Source organism: Roseovarius sp. ZX-A-9 (genome assembly GCF_028369135.1).
GTDB lineage: Bacteria > Pseudomonadota > Alphaproteobacteria > Rhodobacterales > Rhodobacteraceae > Roseovarius.
The window spans coordinates 167,143-184,189 of sequence record NZ_JAPWHW010000009.1 but is presented as its reverse complement, the minus strand read 5'-3'; the positions used below and the strand labels follow the sequence as shown (position 1 = coordinate 184,189).

Below are 17,047 nucleotides of genomic sequence, written 5' to 3'. Positions count from 1 at the left end.
TTGGGCTCGGGGCCGTCATCGGATGCAGCGCGGCATCAGTCACGCTCGGGCAGTTCAGCGGCGGTATAGACGGCCCAGAGCGGCCTTCCAGCCACCACGCCGATGCCGCGCCGAAGCTTCACCAGACCGGCCATTCGTCCATGGAGCAGCATTTACGGAGGATGAAGGTCGGCAGCGCGGGACGAGCGGCGCAAATCAGTGGTCGACGAATGGCCGCTTCTTCTCGAAGAGATGCCATCCGAACATGTGTACCTCAATTGAGCGAGACAGTGGCTGGCGTTGCTCAAGTCTCAGCGTCTTCTGTCGGTGATCGGTACGCGTCTCGGCGACGCCTTAATTCATAAAGCGCTATGAAGCCTTCAAGAACAAATACAACAATTATAATCCCCACAAACCATCTAATTACGATGCTTTCGATATCAGAGAAAACAAACCGTAGAACGCTCGCGGTCCCCAAAAAAAACACAAAAAAATTAAAAGCGATCATGATGTAGAGCACCAGAAGGGGGGCTCTTTCCATCCTTGTCGGTGGCTTACTCATCTGTGGCTTTCCCATCTCGCATCGTAGCCTCAAGAAGAGTATTGAGTTCACGACTGAATTCAAGGTGGACGACAAGAATGCGCCGTAAGTGGGTCAGTTTAGAAGAACAGCTCAGTTCTCCAAAGCCGTCATTCATGCAAAGCGCTGCACCTGTCGAGGTGGGCTCAAAGCCGACCCGCGGCGCTGCGGCACGCGAATCTTGATCCTGCAGCGCTGGGCGCGACCGATCAGATTACCGCACTCAGCTCAAACCTGCCGGTCATACTACCAGCGGGACAAGCGCCGGCTCTACAGCAGAGGCTGGAGTGCTCCTGTTGCCCACACACCTTAAGATCTCCTAGCCCGGATAATTCACGAGAAGGCGGCGGAGGTAGCGTAACTGTTTGAAACGCCGTATGTTTTGGTTGTCGACGCCAAACATGCGGTTTTCAAGAGGACGACCTCCGCCATGGCCCAATCTACATGCTTCACGCCCCGCCTGTCACCCGTCAATGGCAAACCGATCCTGCTTGGATTTGACGGCGCCGACATGAGCTCCGACGCCGGACTGATCCTGTTGCGCGAGATCGAGCGCAAGGCGGGCCTGGCGCAGCGGCTCGCCGATTGCCTGCACGATCCGCGCGATCCGGCGAAGGTTCAGCATAGCCTGTGCGACATCATCCGTTTCCGGATCATGATGATCGGGGCGGGGTATGAAGACGGCAATGACGCAGCAACCCTGCGGCACGATCCCAGCTTCAGGATCGCACTGGAGCGTGGCCCGGAAACAGGGTCGGCTTTGTGTTCGCAGCCGACGATCTCGCGCATGGAGAACCTGCCCGACGCCCGCGCCCTGATCCGCATGGGCCGTGAGATGGTCCGGTTCTACTGCCAGTCCTTTGCGCGCGCCCCAAGCCGGATCGTGCTCGATATCGACGATACCTTTGACGCGGTGCATGGCCACCAGCAGCTGCGCCTGTTCAATGCGTTCTACGACGAGTTCGGCTTCCAACCGATCGTCGTCTTCGACGGCGAAGGCCGGCTTGTCGGAACGCTGCTGCGCCCGGCGCGCCGCCCCAAGGGGGCCGAGAGCGCGGCCCATATCCGCCGGTTGATCCGGCAGATCGCCAGGTACTGGCCCAAGACGGAAATCCTGCTGCGGGCCGACAGCCATTACTGCACGCCGGAGGTTCTGGACCTGTGTGAGCGGCGCGGCCTGCGCTATATCTTCGGTCTATCGAAGAACGGCCGTTTGGCGCAGAACATCTCGGCCCTGGAGGCGTCGACGGCGGCGCGCTACGCCCGCACGCCGGGCTCGAAGCTGCGCCGGTTCAAGACCTTCTCCTACGCAGCCCGGTCGTGGTCGAAATCCCGTCGCGTCATCGCCCGCGTCGAGGTTGGCCCCATGGGTCGGGACACCCGCTACATCGTCACCAATCTCGAGGGCGGTCGTGGCAAGCATCTTTATGAGAAGCTCTATTCCGCTCGCGGCCAGGCCGAGAACCACATCAAGGCATGGAAGACCCATCTCGCATCAGACCGAACATCATGCTCGAAAGCGAACGCCAACCAGATGCGTCTGATGCTTCACAGCTGCGCCTACTGGCTCTGGTGGAAACTGCGCGCCGCCTGTCCAAGGAGATCCCCGTGGCGCCGGGCCCAGTTCGATACGCTGCGGCTGAATCTCGTCAAGCTGGCCGCCACCATCGTCGAAAAGAAGACCCGGATCATCGTCACATTGCCGGCATCATGCCCGAGACAGGGGCTTCTCCACCTTCTCTTCGACGCCCTCGCCCCACCGAAAGCAGCCTGACGCCAGCGCCCCGACAACCTCGAAACATCAATCCACACCACTCAAGACCCAAGTCACCGGCCGGCATGCCAACCGGACGCCGACACCGGACGCGCGCGACAAGCCCGAGACCCAGAAAAGCGGCCCCCTGAGCAGAAGGCGACAGCTTCATGAATTATCCGGGCTAGCATCGCTAAGGTAGCGGTCATCTAGGGAGCGACTTCGTACGCATTTCATTTTTTCACAGCTGAACACGCGTCTACAGTGTTGCAGCAGCAGGACGCCTTGCATAACCTGCCTCAAACAACAAAAAGGCCACCAGAAATGTCCGACATTGAGAGTCTGTTTGAGGAAGATGAATCTGCTGAAGGAAGTAGCGACTATAAGATCAATCCGTCAGATTTCGCGGATATTTTTATTGTACCTTCTGACTGGACCGTTTCAACACTCAGAAGTGAGCTGGTGGATATCGTGGATTTGGAACCACATTTCCAGCGGCGCAGCGTTTGGACGGCTCGAGCTAAATCAAAATTTATTGAATCCCTGATATTGGGAATACCGATTCCGCAAATCCTGCTCGCAGAGAGGAAGGGTGAGAGAAATCAGTTTCTAGTCCTTGACGGCAAGCAAAGGCTCTCTGCAATTAAAGAATTTTTTGACACATCTAACGAAGGTGGGGGGTTAAAACTTCAGGGGCTTGAAGATCTGAGCGATCTGAATGGAGAAAGCTGGTTGTCGCTTAAAGAAAGTCACCCTAAAGTAGTGCGCGCGATTGATGCGGCGGCGATCCGAACTGCCGTGATCAGAGGTTGGCAAAGAGACGATGTGCTTTACGAAATATTTCATAGGTTGAATTCTGGATCGGTCCGACTTTCCCCTATGGAATTGCGCATGTCGCTAATACGTGGTCCATTTGTCCGAGAGGCGATCCAACAAACGGCAGAATGCGGAAACCTTCAGCGCATGCTGGGGTTAAAGAATCCAGACAAGAGAATGAAAGACGTAGAAGTAGCGATCCGCCACTTTGCCTTTCAAGACTTCTCCATCGAGTATCGTGGGAACCTCAAAGAATTTCTTGACGCATACTGCAGAAAAATGAACGAAGAATTCGAGGTTGGTCAGAAGATCAAAGCGGTGGAAAAGCTCGAAAAGCTTATATCTGTCGGTCTCGAGGTTTTCCCTAACCGCTCTTTTTCAAAGAAGTTTGTACCGGGAAAGGATGGATTTGAAGGAGCATTCAATAGAGCGATATTTGATGTCTTGGGGGGCTCTCTCGCTAGTGAAGCGGTGCAAAAAGCAGCACAGGATGATCCTGAAAAGTTCTATGAAGTGTATAAATCGATTTTCAGCAATACGTCCTTCGTAAGGGCAGTCGAAAGCACAACAAAGAGCATCTCAGCGACGAAGTTTCGATATGTATCTTGGTATGCACTGATAAAAAAAGAATTCGGGATAGACCTGCGGTTGCCAGTAATCAAAGACAATGCCTGAGACCTCTGTTAGCTACGGAAAACTTGAAATCGCACTCGCTGATGCGGCGAGTTTGCTCTCCGGCTTACCTATGCATGATGTCGGCAGTACACTGCAGCAAATTCGCTTAAGGTCGTATATTTTAATTTGCCACGCCGCTTTCGAGGAATATTTGGAGCAGTTGTCCTTGGCGGTCCTATCCGAAAGCTTAAGAGAATTTGAGCGCGATGGGAAAGTGAGAGATCCGCTCCTATGTGCATGCGCCTACTATAAATTGCCTCTTCTTGGCGCGGCAGGGGGAGATAGATGTAGCGGAGATGCCCTGAATGCTTTGCTCCACGACCTCTTCAAAAAGTCGATTGAGGAACATTCTATGGCGCTCGATGGAGTTCATGGCATCAAAACAAAGGATCAGGATTCTATTCTCATGCCCGTAGGGTTGAATTTATTTTCGCATGACAGATTGTTATCACAAGCACTCAATTCTTTTGGTGGCAAACGAGGAAAGTATGCTCACGGACTCGGGTTTAAAATGGTGACGCCTCGTGCTGGCTGGGAAAAGACCGTCAGTGACTTACTACGACTCACCCTCCCTTTGGACAATATGCTATGTGAACGGCACAAAATTTCCTTCAGAGGTATAGGTTAGATTTATCGGCGGTTTGCAATCTCTAAATTTGGGAAATTTCAGGTGCGAAATAAAAGAATATCAGCAATCAGCATGAGAGAGGCGCCCCAGAAAAAGCTGAAATCGACGCGGAGCAGGTGAGGTCGGACACGGTGACATGCAGTAGTATTGTGCTGGCAAGGTCCGCTATCTGCGCATAGCCAACCTTAGCGCGCAGCGCAGCATGGAGTCTTTCCCCTACTGGAACTTGAATGGCCGCTTTTGCGATTCTGGAACAGGACATTCGGAGTCGCAGCTAAGGTCAGGTTTCCGCCCGCTTGGCCGTATGAAACGAACAGCCTTGAGCCGCCATTTATGCTGGTCTCAAAGAAGGACTAATCTCAGCCCTAAGTGAACCCGGTTGAGCTGCTCTCTGGGCCGACTGCAGTCATACGGTATCTACTCTGACGCGCCCCCGGGCAGCGCCATGGGCGCCACAATGCCGCAGATTGGCTTTGAGCCCGTTGTGTCGAGCGCCGAACTCGCAATGGAACGATTGTCAGGGGTAAACAGCGGATCTGACCAAGTTGAACGGACACCAGTCGCGACGACGCGGTGGGGTGTTGGCCGAACCAATACGCATTGCGTTCAAGCCCACAAAAAGAACTCAGTTTTGATACCGATGGATGAGGCCATCATCTATCCCGGGATCCAGATCGGTTCCCTCGATACAGGCGACGTATCTCAGTGGCGGTGTGAATACCCAGAAAGCAAGGCTTGCCGTGTCCGTCGGCCGGTTCTTCTCCACAAACCAGCGGCGTATCAACTCACAGTTGCTATTTTTCAGGCTAACCCCGCCGCCAAGGCATGATCCGACTGGAACGCGAGTTTGTCCGTCCGTGGTGGTCTCCTTTGTCGTGCCAACGGAAACGCATCCTTGAGGTCCATAGTGAAACGCCCGTTCGCCGTTGGGCCGCTTGATGATGAAAATGTCTGGAGCCATGAAACCATCCTCCTGCGACACCAATAAAATTTCGTGCTGTTCTTCGTAGGTACGTCCCTTTTCGAGGATCTCTAACCGCGCATCATCACTACCTGGATCCAGATTGCCTACCTCGGATTGAATCGGAAGAATAAACGTACAAATCCAGTGGCCCGGGGCTACGGCTGGTTCGCAGAAGTTCTTCTCTGGCACCTTGAAGAGAAAAGCTTTCAAATAATCCAAAGGCCAGTCCATTAACCATTCCGAGCTACGGTACACGTTACGGCGCCGACCTGGATCGGCTCGAGAGTTGATGTCATTATAAAGTCGCTCGTAACGTGCCGAGAACGCGTCGAAAACATCGTGTGCGGTTGGTTCCGCCGCCTGAGCGGCGGTGCAGAGACCGCAGATGGCGGCTCCGAGGGTGAGAAAATGTTTCATGAAATTCCTTTCAAGTCGGATTGGCGCGTGCTGAGAATTGCTCGAGATAGACCTCGAACTGGCGCAGATCAGCCGATTTGCATCCGTTCGTTTCGATCAGCCTCTGAAAGTCCTTGCCCATCTTGACGAGGTTCGAAGTGTTCATCACGAGACCGAGCGAGGAAAATCCAGCGCGAGACCGCAGCCAACCGGCATGAAATTGTCGCCGAATTTTCCACGTATAGGTTTGACCCTCGTAACTATAAAGGTCGCCCAATATTGGATCATCTACATCCTTGACTAGCTTTTCACCAATGACGACGTAATCGCCCGGCACCTTATCGGCACACATGGCACTAAAGACATTGTGGTAGAGGTAGTTCATTCGCGACACCGACTTCTGAAGGCCGCGGCGGGCTTCCGGGTCCCGACGGGTCAACATCAGATTGTCCCAATCGCCCGCATAAATCATTCTGAAGATCTGGCGGTCAGACTGGAAGTTTCCGCCGTTAACCACATAGGGCACACGCGATTCCAAGGTCAGTTGCTTCACTCCGGTACTCGAAGGGCGAAGGGTTTCTAAGCGATAGGAGTCGCCGAACTGTGCCGCATCCAGCATTTCCCGCATGGCATCCTGATCGCTGCGGGATTCCACCCGGTTTTCGCCTGCAAGCGAGTATCGGGTTACATTAGTGATGATATCGCCCGGCTGAACGCCAGCTTCTGCTGCTGTCGACCCCGAGATGACGGACGTGACCTCAAGCGCCCAAACGACGCCAAACCCGGTTACCCGCCCGTTCTTCTCTTCAATTTCCGCTCCGAAAGCTGTCGGAGAAGCCGCCAAATTCGTCGTTGCTGTCAAAAAGACTATGATGAAATAGAGCAAAGTTCGTTGCAAGCAAATGACCTCCTATTTTAGAATCCGTCCCCCAATAAAGCTCTGATTGAGGTGGATGCCGACAAACCGGAAGTGGGCCTTTTTTAGAAGGGATGGTTACCCACTTGGGCTGGTTGGTCAACAAATTTCCAACGCAGCTTGGCGATCTGGACCATAACCCCGCTCGGACATTTCGGGCATTTTTGTCCAGAATGAGTTGAAGTCAGTCATTGAAACACGAAGCGGAAACGGCTGTTATGGCGCCCTCAACCGACCTTCACCTTTCGAGGGCGCTGCCCCATCCATGACTGGCGGGTTGGGTGCAGCTGCGCTTCAGCGATCAATCAAGAAGTGAACTGCGGATAAGGGCCAGTCGTCCCAGAAATCGCGCCAGATACCCCCTACTTTGCAAAGTCCGGAAGCTGCGCATCGCTGACGTTCGTGTTGACCGCAGCGAATGACCGAAAGCCGCCCTTCCGTGGAAAAACACCCGTTCGCGGGCGCAGAATTCCGTCGCTTAAGTTGGGCGCGAGCGCCTTTCCTGTCAGGCTTTTCGCGGTTGCTGCGGTGCGGGAAGTATCTTGGCCAGTTTGCGGAGGTTCTGGGCGGTTGCGGCGAGGAGGAATTCGTCGTTTGTGCCGCGTGGACCTCATAGTCGGAGTCGTCCCAATTCTCTGTCCGTTACGATTTAATCCTCGATCAACGGCTGCAGCACATATTCATGAAGATTTCGTAAACCCCATTTTAAACCTTACCTTCTATACCTCTGCTCATTAAGCGGAGGTACAAGCCATTGTTAAGTAGAATTTTATTAAACTGTCTGCAGTTCGCGCGATTTGCTCCGGAGTTTGAAACCGGAAGGCCTGTCACATGATTGCCATGCCTCCTCCAACGACGCTTCGCACCCCCGGCCTAATGACGACGGCGGAGCTGGGAAGCTGGGCGCAAATCGGGAAGAATGCTATCCCGCAGCTCGTTTGTCGGTTCCATCTCCGCGAGATCACTGGCAAGCCGAAGAACCATCGTTACTCGGTCCCCAGCGTACTCCACGCGATCCTTGGGGTCGCGCCCCGGACTCCGGCGGAGATGGAGAGCCTTCTCATCCCGCTGCAGAAATCCTCATGGGTATCGCAGATGGTCGGGTTGAGCGCCTCGACGATCAGCGCGGACGTGTGTGAGAACCGTGGCGTACTCCCCTGTCCTGTCGAGCTGACTGCAACGGTCCCGGGCCAGGCTCCTGCACGGGGGCGCCGCTGGATCCCGGCCCAAATCCTTGCACATCTCCGCGGAGATCCGATCCCGTTTCTTGCGCCCCAGATCCCGCTTCGAAGGACGCCGGAGGCGCTCGCTCAAGTCCCGGACAGTAACGTTTTTGCGGCAATTTGCTCCGATAACACCGGGGTTTCCCCCCATCGCCCGCCGTAACGAACAGTCCCGAATTTCCGGAACATAGAAATTTGGGACCTTTCGTTACCAATCTCCCGATAACACCAAAAACCCCTTGTAACGCCAATAATTTATGCCCCCATGACAAACGAACCGACAAAACCCATGACGATGAAAGACGCCGTCTCACATATCGAAGCCCACGGCACCAAGAGCCAGCAACAGGATATCCGCAAAGCGAGAACCGCATTTGTGATTCACGGTATCGAAGGGCCCGACTTCGACATATTCCCCGCCATCTTGACCGAATACGAGAAAGCCGTTCCCAAGCTGCACGGCAGCATGCCGGCCCTCCAGGCTCTGGTCAACGCAGCCGGGGTTTCGAACGAAAGCTACAAACAGTTCCAGCGGGCCGGGCGCAGATTGATCGAAGCAGTCACGGGGGCTCAGGCCGAGAAAGCCGAACGCAAGAACCGGGACGATGAATGGGCAGTGCTCCTGCGCCAGGTCGATCTACTGGTAACCGCCGGTCTCGTGGCCGCCCAGGATCGTGTTGCGATGACCGCATTGGTCGACACCTGCCGCGCGGCAGATGTCGACCCGGCGATTCTGACTTTGGACCAAGCAGAGAACTGGATTTCCACTACCCATGTGGCGCAGCGAAAGAGCTTGAGAAAAGGATTGAAGGTTCTCGATAACTTGCGCGGGTTTGATCGCCTGCGCCCCCTTCTACCGCCACGGCCCGTTACCCCGGGGTCGAGGCCGGCCAGCCGGTTGACCACACTCCCTGAACCGTTGCAGCGTGCCATCAATACTTGGGTGGACGTGGCCGCAAGGACGCAAGTCAAAGATCCGGGCTACGCCCATCTGGCGGAACCACTCTCAGAATCGACACGCGCAGGTTACAGTGCCGCCACCTCGCTGTATGTGAAGACCCTGCTTGATCTGTATCCCGGTCTCTCGAATGAAACCGATCTGAGCCGTCTGTTCACCGAAGATCAAGTCGACTGCGTTCTTGCAGCCTGGGGCAGAAACGAAGCGCATAAAGCAAGAACGATGGCAAGTTATGCCGCAGATCTCGGCGCCCTGCTGCAACGGAACGGACTGACAGAAGCTGGTAGCTATGTCACTGGCTTGATTGCAGTGCTTCCCCACTTGGTAGAGGGCCGCTTTGCAGGCAATGCAATGGGTCCCAAGGTGAAACGTTGGTGCGAAACACTCCTGCGTGACCCGCAGAAGACGAACCTCTTTCAGATACAGCACGTCGAGTATTACCGCCGCGCCCTTGAGACCCTTGCGGCGGCAAAGCGGAATGGTCATGACCTTCCGCACCTCTCGCCCCCCGAAGTGCTGGCGACCCTCTCAGAGACCGAACGGGGTGCCGTCAAAAAGGCGCTGCGCACTGCACGGATGTTCGGCGTGATTGCAGCTTACTCTGCCATCGCGCTCGAAGGAGCTCCATTTCGTAGACAGAACATGCTTTCCATGCGGCATACCGGCCCCAGCAAGACCATGTTTCTGCATCTCACCGGTCGAAGCCCGCACGTGATCATCAAGTTTCCCAATGCAGAGTTGAAAAACGGGAAGTTCCTCTCGGAGAGGGGCGAGGAGATGGAGGCAATCACCATCGAGAAACGCGGCCCCGGAGACCACGCCGTCGAGATCATCCGCTTCTATCTGACTGCAATCCGCCCCCTTTTCCCGGAAGCAGACAAGACCCACGCATTTTTCCCGCCTCTTGGAACGGCAAGTTCAAACAATTCAGGCTTTGCAAAAGAGACATTTTACACTTGGTTGGCGGAAGCTTCGGCCGAAATCGGTCTGCCGATGAATTCCCACAATTTCCGCCACGGGTACTGCTCGATCGACATCAACGAAGGGCGGCGATCCATGGAGGACCTCGCGAAGGTCCTTGGCGACACCGTGGCCGTCGTGCAGCGCAACTATGCCTGGGTCAATGCCAAGCAATCGGTCTTGAACGTGCAGCGCGATACCGCGCGGCGACGGGCAGAAATTTTGAAAGCGCGGGGGGCAGTGACGTGAACCGGCTTCAGCTCTTCAGCAAACCTTCGTGGCAGCATTTCCTCAACATCCAAGGCCTTCATGAGATCCCCTTGCCCGCACTCGTAGCAGCTGACCGGGTCTGGGACTTGGTTCGCCAGACCGGCGTCGTCCAGCCGACGCCCTCTGATTATGCGCTATGGGCACGTTCGGAGCCCATAGGTGATCCCACCACGTGGCTCGAACACTTGCGCACGGCCTTCTCTGTCATTCTGCCATCAGAACTCCCCAACCTTTGCGATGCGATGCGCTTACTGCCGGCGTCATCACCGGCCCCAAAGTGCGCGGTCACCGACAACGCCAAACCGGCGGCACCTTGGGATCCCTGCCAGTACCGGGCAGACGCAAGAGTGCGGAAGGTATCGGTCCATCCCTGGATGCTGCCCCCTGACTGGAAGGAGGTCTTGCGCCGGGCGGCTCAGGGCCTGCCCGGGGAGAGCACTGCGGCGCCTGCCCACGACATCTTGCAGCGCATGCGGGAGAAGCTCTGTCAGCTTACCTGGTCGGCTCAGGAGGAAGGCCTAAAACCCGATCTTTCGGCTGAAGTCGTCGATCGGTACCTCACCGGCCTGGAAGACCGGCTCCGCTTGCGAAGGCATGGCATCCGGTGGTCAACGATGCGGGCCACGGTTGAAGAGCTTCATCGCTTTGCGCGGTATAGTGGCCTCGGCACCGAAGAGAATAGAAAATATCTCAGCAAACGCCTGACCCGTTATTCTTTCTACGAGAGGGGCCAGGATGCCCTCAAATTTCAGGCGCTTCTCGAGACCGGCAACACCACTTTAGGTCTCATGGACAAGGCTGACGCGCTCCTTCTGCATGCCGCATCAGAAGGCAATGCTGCCCGCCGCCACCGTATTAGAAACGGAGGTGCGATCCTCGGGCTCTACAGCATCGTGCCCCTGCGTAACGCAGATGCTCAACTGGTTCTGGGGGAAAGCCTGTTCTGGGAATCCGGCACTTGGGTGATCAACACCGAGATCTCGAAAACCAAACGGCACAACACCGACCGCCTTGTCGTTGCGCTGGAGCCGGAGTTTGCCCGGTACGTCGACGTCGTGATTCAGGGCGATCACGATGCCCGCCACCTGCCTGAGCTGAGAGCCTGCGCCATGAAGGCAGGTGGCCCCCTCTTCGTGCCCGAGAGCGGGAAGCACCCGAGCAGGACCTATGTTCCACGCCTGTTCAAAACCTATGCAGGCACCTCGTTCACCACGACGCGAACGATGCTTCACACTGATCAGGCAATCAACCGTGGTGAAGTCGGGACGCGCGATACCATGGTGATGGCACATCAGACATCCCCTGCAACGGCGAAAAAATACCAGGCGAAACGGGTTCGCCAGGTTGCAATCACCAGGGTCCAGAACGCCGCAGCCGCCCGGCGCGCAGCACTGATGCCGCCGGACCTCCTGGAGGCCATACAGAGACTCAGTAACGATGAGGAGACCGAAGGATGAAGCTCTCGGAAATTCACACGGCAATCACGTCGGAACAACAACTCTCCGAGGGTAAGGCCTTCGCAACCCTAGTCGCGATTGAACATCTCGCTCAGGTCGAGGGAGTACCGGTGTCAGCGCTTGATTTTTCCGCGCCCCTCTTCGGGGCCAAATATGCCTCTCAGCAGGCTGACTTGCATGGATTTTGGACGGGGCGCTCACAGTACCTGGCCTGGAGAGGCCTGATACTGAATGCACAGATGCGCTTTGCTCCGGGAGATGTGGACGCGGATCCGTGGCAGTCGCTCAGCCGGGCTGAGCGCCTCCAGAAAAATGGGGGGAATAGTGCCCTCTACAACTTGCGCAAATTTCTTTCGCCGGAGACGCTGCCGAAAGACGTCACGGATGTTCTTCTCGTGAATATTCGTAGAGAGATGCCCAGTCAGGTGCCGGTGCAGTTCAGGGCCGGCGTCAATGTGTTTCGAAACCTCTTCAAGAACGATCTGGCGCTGCGCTCGGGCCTCCTCCCGGACAAGTGCCCTGATCCGTTTCCCGGCCTTCGAAATCATGGGGCGGCGAACATGTCTCCCGCCCTCAAAAAATGGCGAGACAGCTTACCTGCGCGGAGCACGGTAGTGGCCTTGAACTATCTGAACAGGCTTGCCGTCATGGGGGGGAGATTGAATGGAAAGACCGACACACTGGACGACCTGCGCGCAGCCATTCGCGACCTTCCTGATCCCGAGGAGGCAAAGCTTCCCTCCATTACGGTCGGAACGCTGCGCGCCTACAAGGAACGGTTACAGGTTGCGTTGAATGGCCCAAAACCTCGAAAAACCAATCCACAGCCAACCAAACCTTCTGGTGTTCAGCGCCACGCGCAACCCCGGAAACCTACACCCGTGCCACCCAAGGACCCGGTAGAGACAGCCTGGGATGATCTCTATGCATATCTGCGCAAGCAGGGCTGGAAATCAGAACGGTTCAGAGGGCTTTCATATCTGCGCCGGCACGCCCGCGCAGCCGGTGTTCCTCCACGGTATCTAAGTCAAGATTTCGTCGACACCCTTCGGCGCCAGGTCACCAAGAGGGGCGATCGCACAAACCTCAGGGCTGCCGTCCGAGACATCGCAAGTTTATCCCATGATCCTGCGTTGAAAGGTCTCCCAATCTTATCACCTCCTGAGGATCAACGGTTTACCCAGGGCGGACTCACCAGGAAAATTCGGGCCGAGCTGGAAGAGCTGTTGGACTTCATGAATCCAGCCCCCTCAACACGCCGCGCCTTTCGCCTATCGGTTGGCGTCCTGACAGACGCAATGGGGCGCCCTAAGCTTTCTTTGGAGGAGCTCCTGCGTGCTGACATCAAAGAATTCGACTTAGGCCCTCATGAACCCCGACGCAAAACGCACTCGGATAATATCAGGAAACTTCAGACCTTCATCGAACTTCCCTGGACCTCTGCGTGGCAACAGTTGCAGCAGGTGGTTGCCGCAACCGGGATGAGAGCACTAGCTAACCCAGTGCCGAAGGTCCTCTCTTGGAATCCCGGCAAAGCTCCGAACTGCGTATCCAAGGAGTGGGCTCAGCGCCTTGACCGCGAATTACGGTCAACACTGAGAAATCCGCCGCATGGACGCGCTGATCTCGCCCTGACTTTGGCTGGACATATCGAGGCATTCGACGCGCTGCATGACATCCCCGAAGTGACTGATACAGCCCTGCTTCCGCCGAGGATCGGGCGTATCCGGAAGTGAGTAAAGATGAGGTTGAGAGATGGGGCCTGCTGCCGGTTTCGTGGACGCCAGTGGTCGTCAACATCGTTTTGGGCGAGTTTCTCGCGCAATAGGGCCGGTGTCGATTTACCTCTTAAATGATGGCTTAAATTTTCCACGGTAAGGTAATGGTTAATTAAGGGGATAGGGATAATGGTCTACTGGGACTCACGCTTTCTTCATACAGAAATAGGAAATATTTTCGCAGCCTCAGTTGCGTTGGAGCTGGATGCTTGGGCGTGCAGCCTCGGGAGCTTTACCCACCACTCAACAGGCGCCGCCTATAACGGTTCGACCCTGCACGGCCTACATTATGGTGAAACCATTGCGCGTCGATGACTTTCATCCCCTTGGCCGAAGCCGGGCGGTTCAACCACCTACACAACGCGGGCTATCGCGTGCTCTGGCCGCGGGCTACATCGGTGTGGGAGCGACCAAATTCGACGAAATGGTTTCGGACGGACGAATGCCCAAGCCGAAGAAGATCGATGGGAGAAAGGTCTGGGACGTGCGCGCCCTTGATCGTTTCTTCGAAGATTTGCCGAGTGACGGGGATGTCGATCACAATCCCTGGGACGTCTGAGCTTGACTGGGAGAACCATGAAAATTCGTTTGAAATATGTTGTCGAGGATACCGACCGCCACGGAAACGTCCGCATTTACTTCCGACGGAACGGCAAAAAAATTAGGCTTCCCGGTCCAATTGGTTCTCCTCAGTTTCTCGCCGCCTACAAGGCCGCTTTCGCGGGCGAAACGAAGGCCAAGAATACGCCTAATTCGGCGCAGGTGCCCCCCGGATCGGTTCGCTTCCTCTGCATAGAATACTTCAAGTCCGCTATGTTCCGGGAACTGTCCCCTAGGACGCAGATGGTCCGCAGGAGTATCCTGGAGCGCTTCTGCCAACATAAGAACGACGGAGAAAAGCCATTCGCCCTCCTTCAGCCGAGGCATATCCGGGCACGGCGCGACGAAATGATGGAGCGTCCAGAAGCCGCAAATGGGATGGTTAAGGCACTTCGGCAGCTCTATAAATTTGCAGTCCGTTATGACCTTCACGACCGAAATCCGGCGACAGAAATTGAATATCTCAACCCGAAAAACCCCGACGGGTACCATACTTGGACTCTAGCCGAAATCGAGAAGTTTGAGCAGAAGCATTCGGTCGGATCCATGGCACGGCTGGCGCTCGCCCTCGCGCTCTATACTGGTCAACGGCGCTCCGATTTGGTCCAGTTTGGAAAGCAGCACGTTCGCGACGGGTGGCTGGTTTTCACTCAGCATAAAAACCGGAACCGTTCACCCGTCCGACAGGAAATCCCGATTGTAGGGGATCTTCAGCGGATCATTGATGCCAGCCCCACCGGCGACCTGACCTTCCTTGTCACGGCTTTCAATAAACCCTTTACCTCGAATGGTTTCGGCAACCGTTTTCGCAAGTGGTGCGACGAAGCCGACTTGCCCCAATGCTCTGTCCACGGCCTCCGCAAAGCCGCCGCGGCACGACTCGCGGAAATAGGTTGCACCGAATTTGAGATTATGGCGATTACAGGGCATCGGACTTCGAAGGAAGTCACCCGTTACACGCGCGCGGCCAGCCAGAGGGTTCGCGCAGAAAGCGCCCTGAAGCGCATGACTGGGGAACGAAAGTAGGACAAAAGTGTCCCACTTTTCGAAGCAATAGCAAAGGGTGGGACAAATTCGCCCCCTAAACCCCTGAGAACTCTGGGATAACAATCGAAATGGTGCCCGGGGGCGGAATCGAACCACCGACACGAGGATTTTCAATCCACTGCTCTACCCCTGAGCTACCCGGGCACGGGGAACGCGAAAGCGTTCGGGTGAGCGCGTTCTAGGCGAGGCCTGCGGGGCTGTCCAGAGGGTAAGACCAAATAATTCAATGTGACTTGGAGGATGTGTCCCCGGCGGCCTCTGCGGCCTCCGCCGCTGCCTCGATATCCTCGGGGTCGCGCGAGGGGACCGCGTAGTCACCGCTCAGCCATTTTCCGAGGTCGATATCCGCACAGCGCTGCGAACAGAACGGGCGAAAGGCGTGTGTGGTCGGCTTTGAGCAGATCGGGCATTTCATGGCAGGCAACTCTCCAGCGGCGCGCGGTCGCGCTTCCTCTGCAGCTCGAAATGGCCCAGCGGGGTCCATCCGACAAGTGCGGTTTCGGTCACATCGGCCCGAAATGCCGAGCGTAGGGCGGTTTCGAACGGGCGACGGTCCTTTTTCGCCATCGGTGCCAGATCAAGCGTGATCTGCCCGCCCAAGCCCCGCAGGCGCAACTGGCGCGGCAGCGCGCGGGCCGCGGCGTAGTTCGCCTTGAGGGCTGCGGCGGGGCTGGCATCGCCGCCGGTGTTCACATCCACGGCAATCAGCGCGCGGGTCGGCTCCACATAGATCGAGCCACCGCCGGAGAGCGGCACCAGCGGGCTGCGCAGCGCCTCGAGCTGGTCGAGCACGCCGAGATCGGCAAAGCCGTCCGGCGCGCTGTGCACGTCCTCTGCCTGCCATTCGCGCCAGGCATGAAGGTGCGGCGCGTCGCCCTCGGTCAGCGTCTCGGCATCGCCTTGCGAATCGCTTGTGACCGCGTGAGCCAGATCAATCATGGCGCGAATGTCTTCGGCGATTTCCTCCGAATCGGCCTCGGCGCAGGAGGATCGCAGGATCAGCCCCATCGGGCCGGGCTCCATCTCGGCATGGGCGATTTCCAGCAGGCTGTCGCGCCGGTCCTCGTCGCGGATGCTGCGCGACACGTTCAGCCCCGGCGCGCCGGGGGTCACGATAGCATAGCGGCTCTTGAACAGCAGTTTCTGCGTGACCGGGATCGCCTTGCCCGGCTCGGCATGGCCCGTGACCTGCACCAGCAGCGACTGCCCCGGCGCCAGCCCCTTGACCTGCCGCAGAAAGGCCGAGCCGTCCGGGGTGCGCAGGAACATGCCGCCCTGCCCCTTGACGGGACGGTCGGCAATGGCCCGGTAGATCGTGCCGGGCCGCGGGCCATCGCTGTCCACCAGCAAATCGTCGAGCACGCCATCCACCAGCAGCGCCGCTGCCTCGGTATCGCCTATATGGTCCAGAACGATTGTGCGTCCCTTCATGTAATCTGCCTCCAGAGCGGATAGCCCGCCGCCTGCAATAGGGTTGCGGTCTCGGCCAATGGCAGACCTACAACGCCGGTGAATGACCCGCTCAGCCACGGGATCAGCGCGCCCGCAGGCCCCTGTATGCCATAGCCGCCGGCCTTGCCCTGCCAGTCGTTGGTGGCAAGATATCCGTTCAGTTCCATATCCGAGAGCCGCTTCATCTTGACATGGCTGAGCACGTCGCGCTGCCATATCTGGTCGCCGCGCCGCACCGCAACGGCGGTGATCACGCGGTGTCTGCGCCCCGAGAGCGCCAGCAGAAACTCCGCAGCCTCTCCGACATCGGCAGGTTTGCCCAGTATACGCCGCCCCAGCGCAACGGTGGTATCCGCAGACAGGACGATCTCATCGGCGCCTGAATTGATCGCCTGCGCCTTTTGCCGCGCCATGCGAATGCAATAGGGGCGCGGCAGCTCTGCCTTGTGGGGTGTCTCGTCAATATCGGGCGGGCGAATATCATCCGCGACCACGCCGATCTGCGCCAGCAACTCGCGGCGACGCGGGCTGGCAGAGCCGAGGATCAGTTTGCAGACCGGGTCAGGGGAAAACGTCATGGTGGCACCCTGCATTG

13 protein-coding genes and 1 tRNA gene are annotated in these 17,047 nt (G+C 57.0%); 8 read left to right on the top strand and 6 right to left on the bottom strand.

What is annotated here, in order from left to right; all coding sequences use genetic code 11:
• Positions 1 to 989: 989 nt before the first annotated feature.
• The 3 genes from O3306_RS11165 (at position 990) to O3306_RS11155 (ending at position 4,431) form a co-directional block, all read left to right on the top strand.
• Positions 990 to 2,333 carry an IS1380 family transposase gene (locus O3306_RS11165; RefSeq protein ID WP_272007079.1) on the top strand — a complete coding sequence of 448 codons (1,344 nt, stop codon included), beginning with the start codon at positions 990 to 992 and terminating at the stop codon, positions 2,331 to 2,333.
• 303 nt (positions 2,334 to 2,636) lie between these two features.
• Positions 2,637 to 3,803 (top strand): DUF262 domain-containing protein, encoded by a 1,167-nt coding sequence (locus O3306_RS11160; RefSeq protein ID WP_272007047.1) that lies wholly within the window; start codon positions 2,637 to 2,639, stop codon positions 3,801 to 3,803.
• Entirely contained in the window at positions 3,796 to 4,431 is a 636-nt protein-coding gene (locus tag O3306_RS11155) for a HEPN domain-containing protein (protein WP_272007045.1), read from the top strand. Before O3306_RS11160 ends, O3306_RS11155 begins: the two co-directional genes overlap by 8 nt.
• 625 nt (positions 4,432 to 5,056) lie before the next feature.
• Here the strand turns inward: O3306_RS11155 and O3306_RS11150 are convergent.
• Complete coding sequence (locus O3306_RS11150) at positions 5,057 to 5,812, bottom strand: hypothetical protein (RefSeq protein WP_272007043.1); 756 nt, start codon at positions 5,810 to 5,812, stop codon at positions 5,057 to 5,059.
• A 10-nt stretch (positions 5,813 to 5,822) separates the two neighbouring features.
• Positions 5,823 to 6,677, bottom strand: a complete 855-nt coding sequence (locus tag O3306_RS11145) for a PDZ domain-containing protein (protein WP_272007041.1) — start codon at positions 6,675 to 6,677, stop codon at positions 5,823 to 5,825.
• A 1,542-nt stretch (positions 6,678 to 8,219) separates the two neighbouring features.
• Here O3306_RS11145 and O3306_RS11140 point away from each other — a divergent pair.
• From O3306_RS11140 to O3306_RS11120, 5 genes are all read left to right on the top strand, one after another.
• Positions 8,220 to 10,097, top strand: coding sequence for a hypothetical protein (locus O3306_RS11140; protein ID WP_272007038.1), 1,878 nt, complete (start codon positions 8,220 to 8,222; stop codon positions 10,095 to 10,097).
• Positions 10,094 to 11,575: a hypothetical protein gene (locus O3306_RS11135; protein ID WP_272007035.1), complete on the top strand. Its 1,482-nt coding sequence runs from the start codon at positions 10,094 to 10,096 to the stop codon at positions 11,573 to 11,575. The genes O3306_RS11140 and O3306_RS11135 overlap by 4 nt, the downstream gene beginning before the upstream one ends.
• On the top strand, positions 11,572 to 13,311 hold the full coding sequence (locus O3306_RS11130) for a hypothetical protein (RefSeq protein ID WP_272007032.1): 1,740 nt from the start codon (positions 11,572 to 11,574) through the stop codon (positions 13,309 to 13,311). Before O3306_RS11135 ends, O3306_RS11130 begins: the two co-directional genes overlap by 4 nt.
• Before the next feature lie 331 nt (positions 13,312 to 13,642).
• A complete protein-coding gene (locus O3306_RS11125) occupies positions 13,643 to 13,912 on the top strand; it encodes a hypothetical protein (RefSeq protein ID WP_272007029.1) in 270 nt (89 codons plus the stop codon).
• A gap of 17 nt (positions 13,913 to 13,929) precedes the next feature.
• The gene (locus O3306_RS11120) at positions 13,930 to 14,979 is read left to right on the top strand and encodes a tyrosine-type recombinase/integrase (RefSeq protein ID WP_272007026.1); all 1,050 of its coding nucleotides are present in this window, start codon (positions 13,930 to 13,932) and stop codon (positions 14,977 to 14,979) included.
• Between the two features lie 90 nt (positions 14,980 to 15,069).
• On the opposite strand, the gene O3306_RS11115 is transcribed toward O3306_RS11120, so the two are convergent.
• The 4 genes from O3306_RS11115 to O3306_RS11100 all read right to left on the bottom strand — a co-directional run bounded on the left by O3306_RS11115 (position 15,070) and on the right by O3306_RS11100 (position 17,045).
• Positions 15,070 to 15,144: transfer RNA gene (locus O3306_RS11115), tRNA-Phe, on the bottom strand.
• Between the two features lie 79 nt (positions 15,145 to 15,223).
• Positions 15,224 to 15,415, bottom strand: a complete 192-nt coding sequence (locus O3306_RS11110) for a DNA gyrase inhibitor YacG (protein WP_272007024.1) — start codon at positions 15,413 to 15,415, stop codon at positions 15,224 to 15,226.
• On the bottom strand, positions 15,412 to 16,431 hold the full coding sequence (locus O3306_RS11105; protein ID WP_272007021.1) for a ribonuclease E/G: 1,020 nt from the start codon (positions 16,429 to 16,431) through the stop codon (positions 15,412 to 15,414). The genes O3306_RS11110 and O3306_RS11105 overlap by 4 nt, the downstream gene beginning before the upstream one ends.
• Positions 16,428 to 17,045: a Maf family protein gene (locus O3306_RS11100; RefSeq protein WP_272007019.1), complete on the bottom strand. Its 618-nt coding sequence runs from the start codon at positions 17,043 to 17,045 to the stop codon at positions 16,428 to 16,430. Before O3306_RS11100 ends, O3306_RS11105 begins: the two co-directional genes overlap by 4 nt.
• Between the last annotated feature and the right edge of the window lie 2 nt (positions 17,046 to 17,047).